At 72.9% G+C, this 19,905-nt stretch carries 18 protein-coding genes and 1 pseudogene; 15 read left to right on the top strand and 4 right to left on the bottom strand.

What is annotated here, in order from left to right; genetic code table 11:
* Positions 1-322 precede the first annotated feature (322 nt).
* Positions 323-1,459: an NAD(P)/FAD-dependent oxidoreductase gene (locus tag AB0C59_RS09920; RefSeq protein WP_363002505.1), complete on the bottom strand. Its 1,137-nt coding sequence runs from the start codon at positions 1,457-1,459 to the stop codon at positions 323-325.
* Between the two features lie 142 nt (positions 1,460-1,601).
* Between AB0C59_RS09920 and AB0C59_RS09915 the strand changes: the two genes are divergently transcribed.
* From AB0C59_RS09915 to AB0C59_RS09895, 5 genes and pseudogenes are all read left to right on the top strand, one after another.
* The gene (locus AB0C59_RS09915; protein WP_363002503.1) at positions 1,602-2,195 is read left to right on the top strand and encodes a helix-turn-helix domain-containing protein; all 594 of its coding nucleotides are present in this window, start codon (positions 1,602-1,604) and stop codon (positions 2,193-2,195) included.
* Positions 2,196-2,380: 185 nt separating this feature from the next.
* Entirely contained in the window at positions 2,381-3,004 is a 624-nt protein-coding gene (locus AB0C59_RS09910; protein ID WP_363002501.1) for a DUF6230 family protein, read from the top strand.
* A 27-nt stretch (positions 3,005-3,031) separates the two neighbouring features.
* Positions 3,032-3,436: pseudogene (locus AB0C59_RS09905) on the top strand (DUF6114 domain-containing protein); the annotation flags it as partial.
* A 58-nt stretch (positions 3,437-3,494) separates the two neighbouring features.
* Positions 3,495-3,962, top strand: a complete 468-nt coding sequence (locus AB0C59_RS09900; protein WP_363002499.1) for a MarR family transcriptional regulator — start codon at positions 3,495-3,497, stop codon at positions 3,960-3,962.
* Positions 3,959-4,366 carry a hypothetical protein gene (locus tag AB0C59_RS09895; protein ID WP_363002497.1) on the top strand — a complete coding sequence of 136 codons (408 nt, stop codon included), beginning with the start codon at positions 3,959-3,961 and terminating at the stop codon, positions 4,364-4,366. The genes AB0C59_RS09900 and AB0C59_RS09895 overlap by 4 nt, the downstream gene beginning before the upstream one ends.
* Before the next feature lie 88 nt (positions 4,367-4,454).
* On the opposite strand, the gene AB0C59_RS09890 is transcribed toward AB0C59_RS09895, so the two are convergent.
* Positions 4,455-5,072 (bottom strand): GNAT family N-acetyltransferase, encoded by a 618-nt coding sequence (locus AB0C59_RS09890; protein WP_363002495.1) that lies wholly within the window; start codon positions 5,070-5,072, stop codon positions 4,455-4,457.
* A 185-nt stretch (positions 5,073-5,257) separates the two neighbouring features.
* Between AB0C59_RS09890 and AB0C59_RS09885 the strand changes: the two genes are divergently transcribed.
* A complete protein-coding gene (locus AB0C59_RS09885) occupies positions 5,258-6,064 on the top strand; it encodes a siderophore-interacting protein (RefSeq protein ID WP_363002493.1) in 807 nt (268 codons plus the stop codon).
* 23 nt (positions 6,065-6,087) lie between these two features.
* Here AB0C59_RS09885 and AB0C59_RS09880 read toward each other — a convergent pair whose 3' ends face one another.
* Entirely contained in the window at positions 6,088-6,471 is a 384-nt protein-coding gene (locus AB0C59_RS09880; RefSeq protein WP_363002491.1) for a signal peptidase I, read from the bottom strand.
* A 144-nt stretch (positions 6,472-6,615) separates the two neighbouring features.
* Between AB0C59_RS09880 and AB0C59_RS09875 the strand changes: the two genes are divergently transcribed.
* The 9 genes from AB0C59_RS09875 (at position 6,616) to AB0C59_RS09835 (ending at position 18,581) form a co-directional block, all read left to right on the top strand.
* Complete coding sequence (locus AB0C59_RS09875; RefSeq protein ID WP_363002489.1) at positions 6,616-7,461, top strand: alpha/beta hydrolase; 846 nt, start codon at positions 6,616-6,618, stop codon at positions 7,459-7,461.
* 304 nt (positions 7,462-7,765) lie between these two features.
* Positions 7,766-8,083: a hypothetical protein gene (locus AB0C59_RS09870; protein ID WP_363002487.1), complete on the top strand. Its 318-nt coding sequence runs from the start codon at positions 7,766-7,768 to the stop codon at positions 8,081-8,083.
* A gap of 249 nt (positions 8,084-8,332) precedes the next feature.
* Positions 8,333-10,402 carry a phosphocholine-specific phospholipase C gene (locus AB0C59_RS09865; RefSeq protein ID WP_363002485.1) on the top strand — a complete coding sequence of 690 codons (2,070 nt, stop codon included), beginning with the start codon at positions 8,333-8,335 and terminating at the stop codon, positions 10,400-10,402.
* A gap of 477 nt (positions 10,403-10,879) precedes the next feature.
* Positions 10,880-12,142: a phenylacetate--CoA ligase family protein gene (locus AB0C59_RS09860; protein ID WP_363002483.1), complete on the top strand. Its 1,263-nt coding sequence runs from the start codon at positions 10,880-10,882 to the stop codon at positions 12,140-12,142.
* Positions 12,139-13,428, top strand: coding sequence for an MFS transporter (locus AB0C59_RS09855; protein ID WP_363002481.1), 1,290 nt, complete (start codon positions 12,139-12,141; stop codon positions 13,426-13,428). Before AB0C59_RS09860 ends, AB0C59_RS09855 begins: the two co-directional genes overlap by 4 nt.
* Positions 13,425-14,561, top strand: a complete 1,137-nt coding sequence (locus AB0C59_RS09850) for a GNAT family N-acetyltransferase (RefSeq protein ID WP_363002479.1) — start codon at positions 13,425-13,427, stop codon at positions 14,559-14,561. Before AB0C59_RS09855 ends, AB0C59_RS09850 begins: the two co-directional genes overlap by 4 nt.
* Complete coding sequence (locus AB0C59_RS09845; protein WP_363002477.1) at positions 14,558-15,724, top strand: acyl-protein synthase; 1,167 nt, start codon at positions 14,558-14,560, stop codon at positions 15,722-15,724. Before AB0C59_RS09850 ends, AB0C59_RS09845 begins: the two co-directional genes overlap by 4 nt.
* A complete protein-coding gene (locus AB0C59_RS09840; RefSeq protein WP_363002475.1) occupies positions 15,721-18,237 on the top strand; it encodes an acyl-CoA reductase in 2,517 nt (838 codons plus the stop codon). Before AB0C59_RS09845 ends, AB0C59_RS09840 begins: the two co-directional genes overlap by 4 nt.
* Before the next feature lie 128 nt (positions 18,238-18,365).
* Entirely contained in the window at positions 18,366-18,581 is a 216-nt protein-coding gene (locus tag AB0C59_RS09835; protein ID WP_363002473.1) for a hypothetical protein, read from the top strand.
* A gap of 30 nt (positions 18,582-18,611) precedes the next feature.
* Here AB0C59_RS09835 and AB0C59_RS09830 read toward each other — a convergent pair whose 3' ends face one another.
* Positions 18,612-19,856: an MFS transporter gene (locus AB0C59_RS09830; RefSeq protein WP_363002471.1), complete on the bottom strand. Its 1,245-nt coding sequence runs from the start codon at positions 19,854-19,856 to the stop codon at positions 18,612-18,614.
* Positions 19,857-19,905 lie beyond the last annotated feature (49 nt).

Below are 19,905 nucleotides of genomic sequence, written 5' to 3'. Positions count from 1 at the left end.
GCCACCACCGGCAAGAAGCCGTACGATCCCCCGCCACCCGACAGACCGGCCCGGTCGGTGAGCTGAGCCCTGGTCCCGGGAGACGGTTGACCGCAGCGCGCGATGCGCCGAGGCCGACCCCCGGCACCCGGCCACCGCGCCACGCGCCACCACCGGCGAGGAACCGTACGGTCCCCCGCCGCCCGGCGGACCGGCCCGGTCGATGGTTCCCGCTCTCCGCGGGTATGGTCGGGGCGTGCCCCGGCACCTCCGGCGAGGCGGAGTTCGCGTCCACCGCCGGGTGGTGCGCCCCGCGTCGCGCCGCCGGGCACGTCGGTCCTCGTCAGGACGTAGGCGTGAGGACGTCCGCCCCGGGCTCGGCCGCCGGGACGAGGGTGTCCATGGCACCGGCACAGGCCAGCGCGGCCTCGGCCGAGCGGGGCAGCATGGCCTTCTCGTAGGCCCGGACCGCGTCGTCGAGGTCGGCTTCCGCGACGAGGTGGTGCGCGAGCTCGGCGCCGTCGAGGAGGGCGAGGTTGGCGCCGAGACCGACCGGGGCCATCAGGTGCGCGGCGTCCCCGAGCAGGGTGACGCCGGGAACGTGCTCCCAGCGGTGCGGGGCGGGCAGGACGAACAGGGGGCGGTCGACGAACGCCCGGTCGTTGCGGCGCAGGGGGTGGAGCAGGCTCTCGTGCCAGCCGTCGAAGATCGCCGCCAGCCGGTCCCGCACCGCCTCCTCGTCCGTGTGATCGAGACCGGCGGCCGGACGCCGGCCCTCCGGGACCCTCAGGGCGAGGTACACGCGGATGTGGCCCGCGCTGTTGCGCTGGGCGAACAGGGCCCGGCCCGCGGACTTCACCACCAGGCTGCCCCGGCCCACCAGGCGTGCGAGAGCGGGGTGGCGGACGTCGCAGTCGTCGAAGCCGGTCTCCACGAACGTGACGCCCGTGTAGGTGGGCCGGGCCGGCGACAAGGCCGGGCGAACCCGTGACCAGGCGCCGTCGGCGCCCACCACGAGGTCGAAGTCCTCGGTGGTCCCGTCGTCGAGGAGCAGGCGCGCGGCACCGTCCTCGAGCGGGGTGACCGCGCGGACGGCGCACCCCCAGCGCACGGCGTGCGGGTCGAGGGAGTCCAGGAGCAGTCCGCGCAGTTGGCCGCGGTCCACCTCCGGGGAGTCCTCGTCGTGGACGGGGCCCGGGAAGGGCAGCGCCCGGCCGGTCATGGCGTCGAGCGTGCGCCACTCCTGGCTCTCGGGGCGGGACAGGGCGCGGAAGCGGTCGAGCAGGCCGGCCGCGCGCAGGGCCTTCTGGCCGGTGCCGGCATGGATGTCGAGGCTGCCGCCCTGGGGGCGGGCGTCGGCGGACGCCTCGCGTTCGAAGACCGTGACGGGGCGGCCGTGGCGTCGCAGGACGGAGGCGAGCGCCAGTCCGCCGAGGCCGGCACCGACGACCGCGATGCGGCCGTGGGGAGCGGAGGTCATGGGGATGTCCCCTCGAAAGATCGAAAAGGTGGGTGGTGGAGCCGCCGGATCCCGGCGACGACCCCATCAAGAAAGCACACTCACTACAAAAGTGCAATGACTACACTTTTAGAGTGGATGCACTCTGCGGTACCGTGTACCGGTGACCGAACCGACCGGGCGCCGCGAGCGCAAGAAGGCCCAGACCCGCAGGTCCCTGGCCGACGCCGCACTCCAGCTCTTCATGGACCGCGGCTACGACCAGGTGGGCGTCAAGGACGTCGCGGACGCCGCCGACGTCTCGGTGACCACGCTGTTCAAGCACTTCCCCAGCAAGGAGGCGCTCGTCTTCGACCTGGAGGAGGACCTCGAGGCGCGGCTCGTCGCCGCCGTCCACGACCGGCCGCACGGCCGGTCGATCCCGCACGCGCTGCGCGAGCACATCCTGCTGACGCGGACCCGGCTCGGCGTCGACGCGGCGGACCCCCGCTTCGCCGCCTTCACGCGCATGGTGCGGGACACCCCGGCCCTGCGGGAGTACGCGCACCGCATGTGGACGCGCCACGAGGCGGCCCTGGCGAAGGCGATCGCCGCCGAGGTGGGGGCGCCCGACGACGACGTCGCCTGCGCCGCGCTGGCCCGTTTCGCCCTGGAGTCACGCACTCTGATCCAGCGGCACGACGACCCGCGCCACGCCGCCGACGCGGTGTTCGCCGTGCTCACCGAGGGCTGGAACGCGCTGCACCCGGAAGGCTGAGCGGCCGTCAGACCACCCGGCGCGGGACGGCGCCCCTCCGCCTGACCTGCGGGCATATCACCCGACCGGCCGACCTGATGTGCCGCCAGGCACCGGGCCCGGAAGTCTAGACTCCGTCAGCAGTCACCAGCACCGCCCGTCCCGCCCCACGCCGGGCCGGGTCACCCGCGCGACGGAGGAGTCGCATGCCGCACCGCACCGGCAGAACGTGCTGGAAACGCTTCGCCACCGTCCTCGTCTGCGGCGTAACCGCCGCCGCGGCCCTCGGCATCGGCATGGCGCAAGGGGCGCTGGCGGCCTCGTTCTTCATCTCCGGCCAGAGCTTCCAGGTGAGAGCGGGCACCCTGTACGCCCACGGGTTGAGCACCTACCCCATGGTCGACGTGACGCGGAAGGGCACACTCGTCCCGGTCGTCGTCCTCGGCTTCAGACGCGCGGAGATCCGCAGGCTGTGCCTATCGGTGGAACTCCCGGTGCCGACACTGGGCACGTACACCCTCCTGCTCACCGGGGGCCGCGGCCGGCACGTCCAGGCGGCGAACCTGTACATCGACGCGACCTCCGTCTCGGCCGCCCAGGCGGACACCGACGGCATCGACATCGGGATCGCGGCGGGCTCGATGACCAAGGGACCGGTCAACCCGGGCGACAGGCGCTCGCGGTTCTTCGACCCCGACGTCTTCGCCCAGCAGGCCGACTCCGCCGTCCTGACCGACGTGAAGGCCACCTCGGTCGCGGTCTCCGCCGGCACGCTGAACATCCCCGACTTCGATCTCCAGGTGGAACAGGGCAGTCACGACTGCTTCTGAGCCCGCCCTCACCACGGGGAGCACTCCATGGGACCCGACGCATTCGGCCGTGGCAGGACAGTACGCGCCACGGCGGTCCGCACCCGGCACGCCTTCCGCGCATGGCGCGGCGAACGACCCTTCTGGGCAGGCCTGTTCACTCTCGCGGCGGGCCTGCCCATCATCTACCTCCCCTACACGCACCTGGACCTGGACGGCATCGCTCTGGCCCTGTCGACGACCTCCGGGGCGGGATCCCTGGTCATCGGAGCACTGCTCATCACCCTGGGCGCCTCCCTCTGGGCGCAGCCCCCCGTGCGCGTGTTCGCCGGCGTCGCGGCCCTGCTGCTCTCCCTGATCTCCCTGCCGGTCGCGAACTTCGGCGGCCTGCTCCTCGGCCTCTCCTTCGGCCTCGTCGGCGGTTCCCTCGCCCTCGCCTGGTCCCCTCCCCCGGAGAACCCGAGCCTATGATTGCCTTGACAAGAATTGTCGCGACAATAATGATGGAGACGTGAACAGGACGAGCGGACTCCACGACCATCTCGGCTACTGGCTCCGGCGGCTCTCCGACGAGGTCCACGGCCGCTTCGAGGCGGAACTCGCCGCGCACGGCGTCACGGTCTCCCAGTGGGGAGTGATGATCGGCGTCTTCCACGGCGAGGACACCACCAAAGCGGTCGCCTCCCACATGGACATCGACCCCGGCGCCGTCTCCCGGCTGGTCGACCGCCTCGTGGCCAAGGGGCTGCTCCGGCGCGAACCCGACCCCGTCTCCCGACGGACCGTACGGCTCGTGCTGACCGAGGAGGGCCTCGCCCTCGTCCCGGTCCTGGCCGAGATCGGCGACCGCAACGACGCCCACTACTTCGGTGCGCTCGACGCCGCACAGCGCCGGCAGCTGGAGACGTGGATCAGGCGCCTGGTCGGCGAGGCCCACCCCGCGCCACGGCACGACGACACCCCGAAGGAATCACCATGAGCACCACCCTCGGCATCACCAAGACCGTCAGCATCGAGCGGCCCGCCGGCGAGGTCCACGCCTTCCTCGCCGACCTCGCCAACTGGCCCCGGTGGGCCGTGGTCAACATCCAGTCGACGCAGCCCACCGACGACCCCCACTGGTGGCGGATGTCGACCCCCCGGGGACCCGGCAGACTCCGCATGCGCGCCGACGCCGGACTCGGCGTGCTCGACCACGACTACCTGGACGACACCGCGTCCTGGAGCGTCCCCGCGCGCGTGGTCGCCAACGGCGACGGCGCCGAGTTCATGATCACGTTCTTCCAGCCGCCCAGGCTCACGCGGGAGTCCTTCCTGGAGCAGGTCGCGCTGGTCGACAAGGAGCTGGCGACCCTGAAGGAGATCCTCGAAGGGGCGGCGTGAGCCCTGCCCCGCCCCTGCCCCCGCGCCCGCGCCGCGCCCGGTGCCCTCACGGGGTGCCCGGGCGCGGCGGCGACCGTGCGGCATAGCCTCAGCGGCCGCCGGGGAACGCCGCCTCCCGTGTGAGGAACGCCAGCTGGGCCTGCTTCTCGGGCAGCCGCACGTCCGGAAGGTCCACTCTCGGCAGCACCACGCGGGGCCCGGCCGTGAAGCCCTGTCTCAGCAGGCGCGCGATCGCCTTGCCGTTGGCCGGGTCCGGGTCCACCACGACGCGGAGGCGGTCCAGGCCTATGAGGAGGTAGGAGAGGAGCACGGAGGTCAGGGCGGCGGTCCAGCCGGGGCGGCCCCCTTCCGTACCGGCGGGCGCGAGCAGCAGATGGACGCCGATGTCGCCCGGGCGGGGGTCGTAGCAGGCGCCCACACGGTCGGCCTCGGGCTCGTACGTCTGCAGCAGGGCGACGGGGACGCCGTCCTCCTCGACCAGGAACGCGTGGTGGGTGTCGAGCGAGTCGACATGGGCGTAGATCTCCGCGACCTGATCCCGCGTGAGGCCGTTCATGCCCCAGAACGCGGCGCGTTCCCGACTCACCCAGGCGTGGACCGTCGCGGCGTCGAGGTGCGGGTCCAGGGGCAGGACGCGGTACGTGCCGAAGCCTTCGACGCGCTCTTCGTGGACGGACGGGCGGACGGGAGCGAGCGTTTCGGACATGACTCTCCAAGGCGGTTGGTGGCCGGTCGTTCGGGACCGGCCGCGAGGGAGCCCGCGCCGTGCGCACCGGCGGAGGCGGTGGGGTCGGGCGAGGACGCCGGCCGTCGGCCGCACCCCCGGACCCATGTGGCGAGATATTAGGTTAGCCTTGCCTAAATTTCATGCATGCGAAAGGGTGGGGACCGATGGGACCAAGACGTGGGTGGGAGGGTGCGGTCCTGCGGCTGCTGCGGGCCAAGGACTTCGTGCTGACCGTGACGGCGGCGGAGGACGTCACCCCGTCCTACCGGCGCGTTCACGTCCGTGACGGCGGACTGCTCGCGGCCACCGGAGTCCATCCGACGATGTGGGTGCGGCTGTGGTTCGCGAACGCCGGCCGGCCTCACCAGCGGGCGTACACCCTGGTCGACCCGGACCCGGCGACGGGGTGCTTCGCGCTGGAGTTCGCGCTCCACGACGGGTGCGCCAGCGACTGGGCACGAGCCGCGAAGCCGGGTGACACGATCGAGGCGACGGTGCAGGGCACGGGCTTCGAGCACCCCGAGGACGCCCCCTCGCACCTCTACGCCGTGGCCGACCCCGCCTCGCTGCCCGCGCTGAACTCCCTCCTGGACACCCTGGGCGCGGCCGACGCCACGATCTGGTTCGAGGGCGACCTGAAGGGCCTGCCCTGCCGCGCCCGGACCTCACGGCACGAGCTGCGCCAGGTTCCCCGGCGGGACGCGGGCGGGCTCCTCGTGGAACGGGTCCGCTCCGAACTGCCCGACCTCGTCGCGAAGACCCCGCACCCCTATGTGTGGATCGCCTGCGACACCGCGACAACGCGCACGCTGGCGTCGTACGTCCGCAAGGAGCTCGCGGTGCCGCGCGCACGCGTCCACGCGCTGGGGTACTGGCAGCCGACAGCGGCCGCGGGCTCCGCGTCCTCCCCGGCGGACGGCGACCGGTGGACCGCGCCGGGGGCGGACGGCGTGCGGCGCGGCGGGGAGTGAGGCCGCCCGTGGGGGCCCTTCCGTCACCCGGCGTGCTCCGGCCCCGGCGGGACCGCGTATCCGGGGACGGAGGGCCACCGCACGGTCAGCACCACCGACTCCTCCTCCGCCACCCAGGAGTGGTCCACTCCCCTGCCCCACACCACGTAGTCGCCCTGCCGCTCCAGCAGCACGCTGCGGCCGGGGAGTTCCACCCGGAAGCGCCCGCTGACCAGCACCAGGAGCGCCGTACGCTCCTCGCCGCGCACCCATCGCGCCCGTTCGTCGCCGCGCGGGTGGACGCCCCACTTGACCTCCACGGCGTCGCTGCGGCGGGGATCTCCCTGCGCCTTGAAGTGGCCGAGCAGCCAGCCCCGGTCCAGCGCCGCGTCCTTGCCGGCGTTGCCCACGTACACGTCGTCGCTCATGCGCCGCAACGCTAACAGCGCCGCGTGCGGCGGCCCTTCACCCCGATGCCCCCGGGATTCACCCGATCGGACCGTGTGGCCGGGCTCGATGACACGGACGAGTGAACGCTGAGGTGCGGTAGTCCTCCAGAGAGGGAGAGCGGCATGACGGCATGTGCGGTCCCTGGATCACGACGCCCGGCACGACGTGCGCGCATCACGGCCGCGGGGTGCGCCCTGGTCGCCCTGTGCGCGGTCCCGGCCGGCCCGAGCGCCGCGGACAGCGCCCCGGCCGGTGCGAAGCCCACGATCGTGCTGGTGCACGGCGCCTTCGCGGACGGCTCCAGCTGGAACGGGGTGATCGCACGGCTCGAGCGCCGCGGCTACCGGGTCATGGCCCCGGCCAACCCGCTGCGCGGGCTGCAGAGCGACTCCGCCTACATCGCCTCGGTCCTCAGGAGCGTCAAGGCCCCGGTCGTCCTGGCCGGCCACTCCTACGGCGGAGCCGTCATCAGCACCGCGGCGGCGGGTGACGCACAGGTGAAGGCGCTGGTCTACATCTCGGCGCTGATGCCCGACGTGGGGGAGAGCGGCATGTCGCTCGCCGCGCGCTTCCCGAGCGCCCTGGCCACCGCCACCGAGTCCGTGCCCTACGAGGCGGGTTCCGGTGTGAGCGGAACCGACCTGTACCTCAAGCGCGACAAGGTGCGCCCGGTGTTCGCGGCCTGCCTGCCGGCCGGCCAGGCCGACCTGCTGGGGGTCACCCAGCGGCCCGCCGCGACCACCGCCTTCTCGCAGAAGGCGAAGGTCGCGGCGTGGAAGGACATTCCCTCCTGGGCGCTGGTCGGCCGGCAGGACATGACCATCAACCCGGACCAGGAACGCTTCGAGGCACGGCGCGCCCACTCCCACACCGTGGAGATCGACTCCTGCCATGTGTCGCCGATCGCGCATCCCGACGCCGTGGCCGATCTGATCCTCCAGGCCGCCACCGCCACCCGGACGCGCTGAGCCACGCGGATCCCCACCGGACACCGCGAACCCCTCGTTGTTCAGGTCGGCCGTGCCACTGGGGTGGTGGTGGGCCGCGGTGACGGCGAACGCGCCCGAGGTGTCCACCCGCAGCGTGCGATGCTCGCCGCCGCAGCGGGCTGCCCACGCCGGGTGACGTCGCCGTGAACGCCGGCGGAACCGGTGGGCGGCGAGGGGATGTGCGCACCCGCGCGGGTGACGCGGCGGACCGGTCGGCGTGGTGGGTCGGGGCGAGGGGCAACCCGAGGGTGTCCCTTGGAAACCACCCGTCACGGAGGCTGTCGTGGCACGAGTACGCAGATCCCTTCTCGTCTGCGCGGCCGCGGCCGCTCTGTCCCTCACGGTGCCGCCCGGCACCGCCCACGCGACATCCGGCTTCTTCCTGTACACCAAGCAGCCCCGGCACATCCGGTACATGCTCTACGAGCCCCTGGACGACGTCTGCTACGTCCTCACCGGTCAGGGCCGCACCCTCAACGAGAGCGACCGCACTGCGCAGTTGTACGCGGATCCGGACTGCGGCGGCGAGGTCGCGCTGTCCCTTCCGCCCGACTCGGGAGTCCTGAACGCGTCGTTCACGAGCGTGCGGTTCGTCGAGTAGCGCACGCCGGCGGCGACCCCGCACGCGTGACCCAGAACGGGCAGGTGCCGAGGGCACCTGCCCGTTCTGACGTTCCCTCAGCATCTCATAACGAAAAGGCAACGAGTCCAGTCCAAACGCCCTCCCGGTTTCATCGCGCTGCCATCTTGTCAGCGGCCGGTAGTCACCTGGCCGGTCGACAGTCCTCGGGACCAGAGTCACACCGCACGGCACCCCTTCCTTCCCTCATCCCGTTTCGGAGGCCCCACCGTGACGCCCGTCTCCCGTCGCACGTTCCTCGGATCCGCCGCGGCACTCGGCGCAGCCCTGGGTCTGGACCCGCTGGCCGGCACCGCCTCGCGCGCGGCGGCCGCGAGCACCGGCACGATCAAGGACGTCAAGCACGTCGTGGTGCTGATGCAGGAGAACCGCAGCTTCGACCACTACTTCGGCAGCCTCAAGGGCGTGCGCGGCTTCGACGACCGCGCCACCGTCCCCCTCGAAGGAGGCCACAGCGTCTTCGAGCAGCCCAACGGCACCGGCCGGCAGTACCCCTGGCAGCTCAGCGCCACGAAGACCTGGTGGTGGGGGGCCAGCGCCGAGCAGCTGGCCCAGTGCGACGGCTCCCTGGACCACTCCTGGTCCACCCAGCACAAGGCGTGGAACAACGGCAAGATGGACAGCTGGGTGTCCGCCAAGGGTTCGGTGCGCGCGCTCGGCTTCATGAACCGCGCGGACATCCCGTTCCACTACGCGCTCGCCGACGCCTACACGGTCTGCGACGCCTACCACTGCTCGATCCTCTCCGCGACCGGCCCCAACCGCACCTATCTGTGGTCGGGCTGGATAGACCCCTCGGGCACCGCGGGCGGCCCCGCGTACGACGGCGGGGACGAGTCGGGGCTGACCTGGCAGACCTACGCCGAGGCCCTGCAGGACGCGGGCATGACCTGGAAGGTCTACCAGAACGCCGCCGACAACTACGGCGACAACGCCCTGGCCTACTTCAACCAGTTCACCGGCGCCCCCGCGTCGAGCCCGCTGCGCGTCAGAGGGATGTCCTCCGTCCCGGCGGTGACCGGTTCCACGCCCGACGACATCGCGGCCGCGATCAGGAGCGACTCCGTCAACAACACGCTGCCGCAGGTGTCGTGGGTCGTCGCCAACCAGATCTTCTCCGAGCACCCGAGCGGGCCGCCCGAGAACGGCGCGCACTTCGTCAACCTCGTCATCCAGGCCCTGGCGGCCAACCCCGAGGTCTTCGACTCGACGGTGCTGTTCCTCAACTACGACGAGAACGACGGCTTCTTCGACCACGTGCCGCCGCCGGTCGCCGCGTCGGGCACGACGGCGGAGGCGTACGCGGGCACGCCCCTGGGCCTCGGCTTCCGGGTCCCGATGGTCATCGTGTCGCCGTGGACGCGCGGCGGCTGGGTGGACTCCCGGGTCTACGACCACACCTCGGTGCTGCGCTTCCTGGAGACCTGGACGGCCGCCCTGGGCACCCCCGCGAAGTGCCCCCACATATCCGACTGGCGCCGCCAGGTCTGCGGCGACCTCACCACGGCGTTCGACTTCACCAACCCCGTCTTCGGCCTGCCCTCGCTGCCGGACACCAGCGCCACCATCAGCGCGGCCACCGCCGGCTCGATGATCAACCCCAGCCCGGGCACCAACTTCCAGCCGGCGCAGGAGCCGGGCACCAAGCCCGCGCGCGCCCTGCCGTACCAGCCGAACGCCTGGGTCGACCGGATCGAGTACAACAGCAACAACCAGATCCTGCTCTGGGTCGACCTGGCCAACCAGGGCACGCGGGCGACCTCCCATGCCCACTACTCGATCCACGCGGGCGCCTACCGCAGCGGTGGCCCGTGGCAGTACACCGTGGGTCCGCACAACCCGGCGACCGATGCCGACGGCAGCACGAGCGACTTCTTCAACATCGGCGCGGGCTACGGGGACGGCAAGTACGACCTGACGGTGCTCGGCCCGAACCGCTTCCTGCGCCGCTTCACCGGCAACGCGACCGCGGCGGGCAAGGGCTGCGAGGCGACGACGTACTACGCGCCCGCTCCGGACACCGGCAAGGACGCGCTCTGGTTCAAGCTGACCAACACGGGCGCCGGCACGGTGACCTACACCGTCACCTCCACCAACTACCGCACGGACGGCCCCTGGACCTACCAGGTCGCCCCCGGCGCGACGGTCACCGACTACTTCAACTCCGGTGCCCACCAGCACGGCTGGTACGACTTCACCGTCACGGTGAACTCCGACGCGAGCTGGGGTCGGCGGGTCACCGGCCATCTGGAGTCGGGCTACGCCAGCGTCACCGGCTGACGACCGAGGGCGCACCGCGCCTCGGCAGGCCACGGCCGGACGGACGCGTCATGTCCGTCCGGCCGTGGCGTTCGACGGACGCGACCCCTCGCCGCCCCGGGCTGTATCGGGCGTCACATTCGGCCGATGTCCTCGGCGCCACCGGGCGCGCTTTCGCAAAGAGCGGCTAAAGGGACCCCAACGGCCGCCTATGGAACCGGCCCGCTTGTGAGGACCGTCTCCCGTTCCTGCGGAACCGGGTGCCGACGCGTTCCGTCCACGGCGACCCGAACCTTTAATATTAAAGAGCCAGTTGGCGCAAGTGCGTTCCGAATGGTGAGATAATCTTCGAGTTCGGATGCGACGCCGTCCCCAGACGCGCGCCGCCGCACCACATCCTCAGCGACACGGTCGCCCGCCTCACCGGGACGGACCGTCTTCGTCGCCCCTCCGTCGGCCCCTTCACCGCCGCCGGTCCACGCCTTCGAGCAGGAATCGATGCCCGTTCAACCTCTCGCGGAGCTCATACGCTACGCGCGTCACCACTCGCCCTTCTACCGTGAGCTGTACGCTCACCTCCCCGATCACGTGGCGCACCTCACGGACCTTCCGGTGGTGCCGCAGACGGAATTCTGGCGGGCCAACTCGCCGCGCGACAACAGACTTCTCACCACCCCGCTCGACGAGGCAGTCGTCTTCCGCAGCGGCGGCACCACCGGCTCCCCGAAGTTCTCGTACTACACCCGTACGGAGTGGCGGGAGTTCACCACCGCCTTCGGCGCCGGGCTCGTCACCGCCGGGCTGCGTCCGGGGCACCGCGTGGCCGACCTGTTCTACGCGGGCGACCTGTACGCCAGCTTCACCTTCATCCTCGACTCGCTGCACCGCTCCCCGGTGGCCAACGTGCGCCTGCCCCTGGGCGGCGCCGTCTCCTGGGAGTCCACCGCGGCGACCCTGGAGGAGTTCGGGGTGCAGGTCGTCGCGGGGACGCCGACCACCCTGTGCGCGCTCGCCGAGCGCCTCACCGCGGCCGGGCGCACCCTGCCCGACGTGGAGCTGCTGTTCTTCGGGGGCGAGTGCCTCTTCGGCGACCAACTCCCCTTGCTGAGGTCCGCGTTCCCCAAGGCGGAGGCGCGTTCCCTCGGCTACGCCAGTGTGGACGCCGGACTGCTGGGCGAGGCGGTGCCGGGCGGCGACCCGCGCGTCCACCGCGCGTTCACCCCGCACACGATCGTCGAGGTGCTGGACGACGACAGCGACGTACCCGTGGACGGCGAGGGGGTACCCGGCCGGCTGGTCGTCACCGACCTGCGCCGACGGCTGATGCCGATCCTGCGCTATCCGGCGGGCGACCGCGCGGAGTGGGTCGATGAGGCCGCCGGGGTCTTCCGCATCCTCGGCCGCGCCGAGGAGGGCGTACGCGTCGGTCCGGTCTCGCTGTACACGCAGGACGTCCACGATGTCGTCAAGGCGGCCGACACCGAGAGCCGTGTGAGCGGTCTGCAGCTCGTGGTGCGCCGCCAGGACGGTCGGGACGGGCTGGTGCTGCGTCTGGCCACCGGCGAACCCGGCGCCCTCCCGGAGGGGGCCGGCGCGTCCCTCGCCGCCGCCGTGCTGGCGCAGCGCCCGGCCTACGAGAGCGCCGTCGCCGCGGGACATGTCAACCCGCTCGGCGTCGAATGGGTACGGCACCGGGAACTCGCGGTCAACGCGCGTTCCGGCAAGCTCGTTCGCGTCGTGGACGAACGGCCGCACTCATGAGCGTCTCCGCAGCGCCCGCGCGACGCCTTCCCCTCGTCCTGCGCAACCCGTCCTTCGGCTCGGTCTGGGCCGGCCAGCTCCTGACCCAGGCGGCCGGCCGGATGTTCCAGGTCGGCGCGGTGTGGTGGCTCGTCGGCTTCGCCGCCACCCGGCACCGCGGACTGGACTCGGGGCTCTTCCTCATGGTGAGCACCCTGCCCGCGGTCGCGCTCGCACCGCTGGTGGCCCGCGTCATCGCCCGCCACGCCCATCGGACGGTCCTGTCCGTCGCAGCGCTCGTGGCGGGGCTGGTGGCCGGTGCGGCCGCCCTGTGGGCGTACGCCGGGACGCTGCCCATGGCGGCCACCTACGCGGTGGGGCTGGGGCTCGCCGCGTGCCAGGCGGTCTTCGACCCGTGCCTGACCACGTCGGTGCCCGAGCTCGTGGAGGACACCGACATCGAGGCGGCCACCGGATTCGAGCTGTCGACCCAGTCCGTCGCCGGGCTCGGCGGAGGACTGCTGGGACCGCTGGCGGTCGAGGCGGGCGGCCTGGCCGGCGTCGTCGCCGCCTGCGCGGGCGCCTATCTGCTCGCCGCCCTGCTGGTCCGTGCGGCCCGCTTCCCGCACGCCGCACCGGCGGCCGGCCCCGCGGACGAGGCCGCGCCCGCCCGACGGACGCTGCGCGAGGTCCTGGCCGGACTGCCCCTCATCCGCCGGATCCTGGTGTGCTTCGCCGCGGCCAACGTGTTCACCACCGCCGTGTTCGTGGTGATGCCGCTCTACACGCGGGGCGTGCTGCACTCGACCGGCGCGACCGTCTCGGCGCTGGAGGCCGCGCTGGGCGCGGGAACCCTCGTGGGCTCGTTCACCGGTGGGCGCCTGCCCGGGCGGCCGGTCGCCGTCGGCAGCGCCTGTCTGGCCGTGATGGCCGCGGCGCTCGGCCTGCCCGGGCTGCTGCCGGGGCGGGCGACGGCGCTCGGCTGCCTCGCCGTCGCCGGCTGGTGCGTCGGGGTCATCGGCGTACGGTTCGTCGCGCTCTTCCAGCGTCTGGTGCCCGCCGACGACAAGCCGGGCTTCTTCGCCGTCATGCAGGCGCTGCTCGGTGCCACCTTCCCCGTGTCCTCGCTGGTCTTCGGCGCCCTCGGCGACCATCTGCCGGCCCGCGTGCTGTGCCTGGTCCAGGGCGCCGGTCTCGTGCCGGTGGCGCTCGCGCTGTGGTGGCTCGGCTCGCGCACGGACGCCGCCGCGGCACGGACCTCCGCCGTGCTCGCGCAGCCGGTCACGCCGGCGGGAGAGGCGTCATGACCGTCATCCTCTCCCCCGCCGCCGTCCAGGACATCGCGGAACTGCGGCAGTTGTACTTCGACGTGTACGGGCACGGCTACCCGGTGCCGCTCGGCAGCGACCCGGCCGTGATGCGGCGGCTGATCACCGAAGGCACCGCCCACTGGCTCACGGCCCGCGACGAGAGCGGCCACCTGGTCGGCTCCGCCGTGGTGCAGACGGATCCCGCCGGCCGTATCGGCAAGCTCGTCGGGCTCGCCGTGCATCCCGGCCACCGCGGCGGCGGCCTGGCCTCCCGGCTGACCGGAGCGGTCTGCGACGAGGCCTTCGGCACCGGCGCTCTCGACTCGATGTACGCGACCGTCCGCGTCGTCACCGAGGGCCCGCAGCACGTCGTCGTCCGCAACGGCTTCCGGCCGCTCGGACTGATGCCCAACGCGGTGGAGGTCGAGGGGTGCGAGAGCCTCGCCCTGTTCGCCCGCTACGCCGACGGCGTCCTGGAGCGGCGGGCCCCCGTGGAGCGGGTCCCCGAGCGTCTGGCGGGACTGCTGTCCGCGGCCTCCGCCGGTATCGGCGTCGACTACGCCCAGACGGGGCACGTTGCGCCGAGTCCTCCTCCGCGTCCACAGGGCGGTGCCGAGCCGATCGAGCTGATCGCCGCCCCCGCCTTCGTACGCCGCCGGTTCCTGGAGCGCTTCCCCGACGCCGGCGACCGGTTCTTCCCGTTGCACTCGCCCAACGCGGTCCTGGTCGCCGCCGACGGCGGATTCGAGGCCTACGCGGATCTCGATCCGGTGGCGGGGAGTTGCGCCCTGGTCGCGGTCCATCCGCGTCCCGCGGCGGTCTCCGGTGCCTTGGAGGCGCTGATGACCGCGGTCACCCGGGCGGGCGCGGACTACGCCGAGGCGCTGCTGCCCCTGGCCGACACCGAGGCCCTGGAGGTCTTCCTCGCCTCCGGTTTCGTGCCGAGCGCGGTCTACCCGGCCATGCGCCGCGTCCGGGACCGGCTGCACGACTACGTGGTGCTCTCCCGCACCAGCCGACAGATCGACTTCCGCACCACGGCCGTCAGCCCCCTGCTCCAGCCCTATCTCCGCGCCTACCTGAGCGCCTGGACCGCCACCTATCTGCCCCGACACGAGGTGTCCCGATGAATCCCCATCTCGCCCCCGTCGAGGTCCCCGACGCCTCGGCCCTCGGCCATGTGCAGCGCCTGTGCGACCTCTCCGAGCCCTACACGGCCGGCCCGGACGCCGACGAGCTGTTCGCCGCCGCGATGGCCGAGACCAACGCCTGGCACGCGCGCCGCTCGCCGTTCTTCGCCGCCCTGCTCCAGGACCCGCCCGAGGCCCCCGCCCCCACGGTCGGCGGCCAGGTGCGCGCCCCGCTGGTGCCCGCCGCGTTCTTCAAACGGCACGAGGTGCTCTCGGTGCCCCGCGACGAGGTGTTCCTGCATCTGACCTCCTCGGGCACCACGGGCCAGAAGTCGCAGATGTTCTTCGACGGCTGGACCATCCGCTCGGCGCAGCGCATGGTGGCCCGGATCTTCGACCACTACGGCTGGATCACCCCGGACCAGCCGGTCAACTACCTGCTCTACAGCTACGAGCCCGCGCCGTCGCTCAAGCTCGGCACCTCGTTCACGGACAACTACCTGTGCGACTTCGCGCCGGCCCGGCACACCACGCACGCGCTGCGGCACACCGGTTCCGGCCACGAGTTCGACGTGCACGGCTGCATCGCGGCACTCCAGCGCTACGCCGAGGACGACGTGCCGGTCCGCATTCTCGGCTTCCCGGCCTTCCTCTACTTCACCCTGGAACGGATGCGGGCGATGGGGCTGCCCGCCCTGCGGCTGCCCGAGGGGTCGCTGGTGGTCCTCGGCGGCGGCTGGAAGAGCCACGCGGACCGGCAGATCGGCAAGGACGCGTTCTACGCCGAGGTCACCGAGCGGCTGGGCATCCCGGGTGACCGCATCCGCGACACGTTCGGCTCGGTGGAGCACTGCGTCCCCTACGTCGAGTGCGCGCACCACCGGCTGCACGTGCCGGTGTGGTCCAGGGCGGCGGTCCGCGACACGGCGTCGCTGCGCCCCCTGCCGTACGGGGAGAAGGGCTTCCTGCACCTGGTCAGCCCCTACATCACCTCTGTACCGGCGCAGAGCGTCGTGATGGGCGACCTCGCCTCGCTCCACCCGGGCGAGGAATGCCCGTGCCCCCTCACCACCGACTGGTTCACCGTGCACGGCCGTGCCGGGGTGAGCCGCAACCGCAGTTGCGCGGTCGCCGCCGCCGAACTCCTGAAGGGACTGTCGTGACCACCTCCGTACTCCACCTGTGGCAGGGCGAGTTCATCGACGACGCCGAGGCGGGCCGCCGGCTCGCCGGGCTGCCGGAGCTGACCGGGCGGGTGCTGGCGCGTCCGCTGCCCACCGACGTGGTGATCGGCGCCTGCGCCGAGGTGAGCCGCGTGCTCGCGGACCCCGCCTCCGCCCTGCACACGCGCCTGGCCGCGCAGCTGCCCCCCGGCGAGTCCGGCCAGGAGCCCGCCGCCACGCTCGCCGAACTGGCCGCCGCACTGACCCGGCAGGCGTTGGAACGCAAGCTGCGCCGGGAACTCGGCGGGCTGCGTCCGGAGCGGCTGACCCGGCCGGACGCCCGCGAGAGGGTCTACGAGTCCTGGGCGCCGCTCGGCCTGCTGGTGCACATCGCCCCCGGCAACGCCGCCGCCGTGGCTCCGCTGAGCGTGGTGGAGGGACTGCTGTCCGGCAACCTCAACGTGCTCAAGACCAGCAGCTCGGACACCGCGCTCGCCCCGGAGCTGCTCGCCGCCCTCGGTGCCGCCGACCCGACGGGACTGATCGCCGAGCGCGTGGTGGTCCTGCGCTTCCCCTCCTCGCGCCGCGACTGGCTCGAGGCGCTGTGCGGGCAGGCGGACGGGATCGCGGCCTGGGGCGGCGAGGACGCCGTGCGCTCGGTGAGTGAACTCGCGCAGCCCGGCTGCCGGGTCGTGGAGTGGGGGCACCGGATCTCCTTCGCGTATCTGACGCGGGAGGCGGCCGGCGACGACACGGCCCTGGACGCGCTGGCCGAGGACGTCTGCCGCTTCGAGCAGCAGGCCTGCTCCAGCCCCCAGGTGGTCTACCTCGACACGAGCGACGCCGAGGAGGTCTTCGCGTTCGCCGGACGGTTCGCCGACCGGCTCGCCAAGGTCTCCGGGGCGCGCCCCGCCCCGCTGCCGGGCGCCGCCGAGCGGGCCGAGATCACCGGCACGGAGCAGCTGGCCCGGCTCGAACAGCATCTGGGCCTGACGCGGGTGTTCGTCGCGGACGACGGCTCGTGGCGCGTGCTCGCGGACACCCGGCCGGCGCTCGACGCGTCCCCGCTGCACCGCAGTGTCTGGGTGAAGCCGCTGCCCCGGCACGCGGTCGTGGGCACGCTGCGGCCGATGCGCCGCTATCTGCAGACCGCCGCCGTCGGCGGCGACCGGGCGGACGTGGCGGCGCTGTCGCGGGCGCTGTTCGCGGCGGGAGTCACCCGCGTCACGCCCGTGGGCGCCATGCTGGAGGGGTACGAGGGCGAACCGCACGACGGTGTCTACGCGTTGCAGCGCTACAGCCGCCGGGTGAGTGTGCGCACGACGGACGAGGCGTTCACCTCGGTCGCCTGCCTGGACGATCTGGTGGCTCCGCCCGCGCTGCCCCCGTCGCCGGACGGGCCGACGCTCGGCAAGGCGGACGTGCAGCGGGCGCTGGCGTCGCTGCCGGCCGAGTACGCGCACCTGTACTTCCGCAGCGGCGGCTCCACGGGGGCGCCCGCTCTGTCGGTGTTCACCTGCGACGACTACGACAACCAGATGCGCGCGGCGGCGGACGGGCTCGTCGCGGCGGGCTTCGACCCGGCGCGGGACCGGGCGGCCAACCTGTTCTACTGCGGCGGGATGTACGGGAGCTTCATCAGCTTCTTCTCCATCCTGGAGCGGCTGAACGCCACGCAGATCCCGATGGCCGCGGGTCCCGACCACGCGGTCGTCGCCGAGGCGCTGGTCGCGCACGGGGCCGACACGGTCTTCGGGATGCCGTCCTACCTGTGGCAGCTGTTCCACGCCGAGGCGGACCGGCTGCGCTCCTACGGCGGCATCCGCCAGGTGTTCTACGGCGGCGAACACTTCACGGACGAGCAACGCCGTGTGCTCACCGAGGAGTTCGGCGTCCAGGTGATCCGCTCCGCCGCGTACGGCAGCACCGACCTGGGGCCGCTCGGCTACCAGTGCGCGCAGAGCGAGGGCTCCGTCCACCACGTGCTGACCGATCTGCACACCCTGGAGATCCTCGATCACCAGGAGGACCGGCCCGTGGCGCCGGGCGAGCCGGGGCGGCTGGTGTTCACCTCGCGGGCGCGGGCCGGGCAGCGGCTGGAGCGCTACGAGATCGGCGACCTGGGCCGCTCGGTCGAGGGCGCGTGCGCGTGCGGCAGTCATGTGCCGCGGCTCGAACTGCTCGGCCGCTACGGCGACGTGGTGCGCGTGGGCACGTACTTCTTCAACTACCGGCGCTTCGTGCGGGCCGCGCAGGAGCGGTTGGGCTATCACGGAGAGGTGCAGCTGCTGGTCGAGTCCGGCGCGGGCCGCGAGCGGATGACGGTGCGCCTGGACGAGGGCTACGCCTCCGACCCGGTGGCCGCGTGCGACGCCCTCACCGCGGAGATGGCGGAGCTCTCCTCGGCCCGTGCGGAGGGTCTGCTGGACTTCGCCGTGGCGACCGTGCGCCGGGAGGAGTTCGAGCGGACCGCGACCAGCGGGAAGCTGCGGACGGTGATCGACCTGCGCTGACGGCTGTGGTGTGCGGGTGGCGCGGCGGGATCGCGCCACCCGTGCGCGACCTTCGCCTCCAGGCGCCCGGTCCGTAGGATCGCCTCTGCGTCGGCGGAGCGGTCCGCCGTGTCACGGGGGTGGGTGCGATGGTGACCTTGGCGGTGTTCCTCGGGGTTTTGGCGGCCCTGTCGGGGATGTTGGTCGGGATCCTGCTGCGGCGCGGCGGCAGGCCGACGCTCAACGCGGACGGGCTGCGCATCGAGCAGGCGCGGCGCGAGCGCGCCGCCCGGGACCGGAAGACCTACAACGCCTTCACCCAGCACAGCGGGACACCGGCGGCGAGCGACGACCACGGGAATTGACGCTGCACTGGGAGGTTCCCCGGTCGCGTGTCACACGGGGCTGCGGGACGGCTTCGGCGCGCGGCGCGCGCTCCGGTCCCGTCGGGGCAGCAGGAGCGGGGTGGCCAGGACGAGCAGTCCGGCGACGGTGAGGGCGGTGCGCGGGCCGGTGGCGTCGGCGAGCAGTCCGCCGAGCGCGGTGAGGACGGCGATGGAGACCTGCTGGCCGATCGACCAGGCCGACAGGGTGCGGGCGACGAGATGGCCGGGGGTGCGTTCGAGCCGGTAGGTGGCGAGCACCGGGGTGTACAGGCTCATGTTGACGATGATCGCCAGTTCGACGGCCATCACGGTGACGAGGCCGGTGACGCCGGGGCGGACGAAGGCCAGTCCGATCAGCCAGACGGCGCGCAGGGTGCCAGCGGTCCGCAGGACCCGGTGCCGGCCGTGGCGGGCCACGACGCGCCGGGCCAGCCGGGAGCCGATCAGGCCGCCGAGGCAGGGGGCGGCGAAGGCGAGGCCGTACTGCCAGGGCGCGAAGCCGAGCCCGCGCAGCAGGAGCACGGCCAGCAGCGGCTCGGTGGCCATGATCAGACCGGCGACGAGCAGGTTGTTGAGGTAGAGGGCCCGCAGCTCGGGATCGCCCATGATGTGCCGCCAGCCGTCGAACACCGCCCCCGCCCGGGCCGGGCTCCGGTCGGCCGCTCGCGGCGCTTCCTCCCGGCCGGGGATCGCGGCGATGCAGAGCGCGGAGAGCAGGTAGCTGAGCGCGTCGGCCACCACGGTGGTGACCGGCCCGAACAGGCCGATCGCCGCCCCGCCCAGGGGCGGACCGACCGCGATGGAACTCCAGTTGGTGGACTCGAACCGCGCGTTGGCCACGAGCAGGTCGTCCGGCCGGACGAGGGTCTTGAGGTAGGCGCCGCTCGCCGCGCCGAACGCGATCTTGGCCGCGGCGACCACGGCCGAGACCACGAGCAGCTGGACGAGGCCGAGCAGGCCGACGGCGTAGGCGACCGGGATCGTCGCCATGGCCGCGAACCGGGTCAGATCCATCGCGACCATGACGGGGCGCTTGCGCCGGAACTCCACCCACGGCGCGAGCGGCACCGCCAGCAGCGCGCCCACCGCGGGCCCCACCGCGGAGAGCGCCGACACCTCGGCGGGGCCGGCGCCGAGCGCCAGCACGGCGATCAGCGGCAATGCCCCGAACCCCAGCCCGGACCCGTACGCGCTCACCGCGTACGCCGCCCACAGCCGGCCGAACCGCCGGCCCAGCCTCCTCCTGCCCACCACGCTCGGCGCGCTCCCCTCGACGTGTCACCCGAACAGTCCGACGTTGATC

The sequence above is a fragment of the Streptomyces sp. NPDC048664 genome (genome assembly GCF_040650555.1).
Lineage (GTDB): Bacteria > Actinomycetota > Actinomycetes > Streptomycetales > Streptomycetaceae > Streptomyces.
The sequence above is the reverse complement of the archived record's forward strand: the minus strand, read 5'-3'. Positions and strand labels throughout refer to the sequence as shown.

What these genes read in the sequence shown, in the direction of transcription:
- AB0C59_RS09850 (WP_363002479.1), top strand. Translation starts at nt 13,425, where the DNA reads ATGACCGTCATCCTCTCCCCCGCCGCCGTCCAGGACATCGCGGAACTG.
- AB0C59_RS09855 (WP_363002481.1), top strand. Translation starts at nt 12,139, where the DNA reads ATGAGCGTCTCCGCAGCGCCCGCGCGACGCCTTCCCCTCGTCCTGCGC.
- AB0C59_RS09895 (WP_363002497.1), top strand. Translation starts at nt 3,959, where the DNA reads ATGAGCACCACCCTCGGCATCACCAAGACCGTCAGCATCGAGCGGCCC.
- AB0C59_RS09920 (WP_363002505.1), bottom strand. Translation starts at nt 1,459, where the DNA reads ATGACCTCCGCTCCCCACGGCCGCATCGCGGTCGTCGGTGCCGGCCTC.
- AB0C59_RS09845 (WP_363002477.1), top strand. Translation starts at nt 14,558, where the DNA reads ATGAATCCCCATCTCGCCCCCGTCGAGGTCCCCGACGCCTCGGCCCTC.
- AB0C59_RS09875 (WP_363002489.1), top strand. Translation starts at nt 6,616, where the DNA reads ATGACGGCATGTGCGGTCCCTGGATCACGACGCCCGGCACGACGTGCG.
- AB0C59_RS09880 (WP_363002491.1), bottom strand. Translation starts at nt 6,471, where the DNA reads ATGAGCGACGACGTGTACGTGGGCAACGCCGGCAAGGACGCGGCGCTG.
- AB0C59_RS09890 (WP_363002495.1), bottom strand. Translation starts at nt 5,072, where the DNA reads ATGTCCGAAACGCTCGCTCCCGTCCGCCCGTCCGTCCACGAAGAGCGC.
- AB0C59_RS09860 (WP_363002483.1), top strand. Translation starts at nt 10,880, where the DNA reads ATGCCCGTTCAACCTCTCGCGGAGCTCATACGCTACGCGCGTCACCAC.
- AB0C59_RS09885 (WP_363002493.1), top strand. Translation starts at nt 5,258, where the DNA reads ATGGGACCAAGACGTGGGTGGGAGGGTGCGGTCCTGCGGCTGCTGCGG.
- AB0C59_RS09835 (WP_363002473.1), top strand. Translation starts at nt 18,366, where the DNA reads ATGGTGACCTTGGCGGTGTTCCTCGGGGTTTTGGCGGCCCTGTCGGGG.
- AB0C59_RS09910 (WP_363002501.1), top strand. Translation starts at nt 2,381, where the DNA reads ATGCCGCACCGCACCGGCAGAACGTGCTGGAAACGCTTCGCCACCGTC.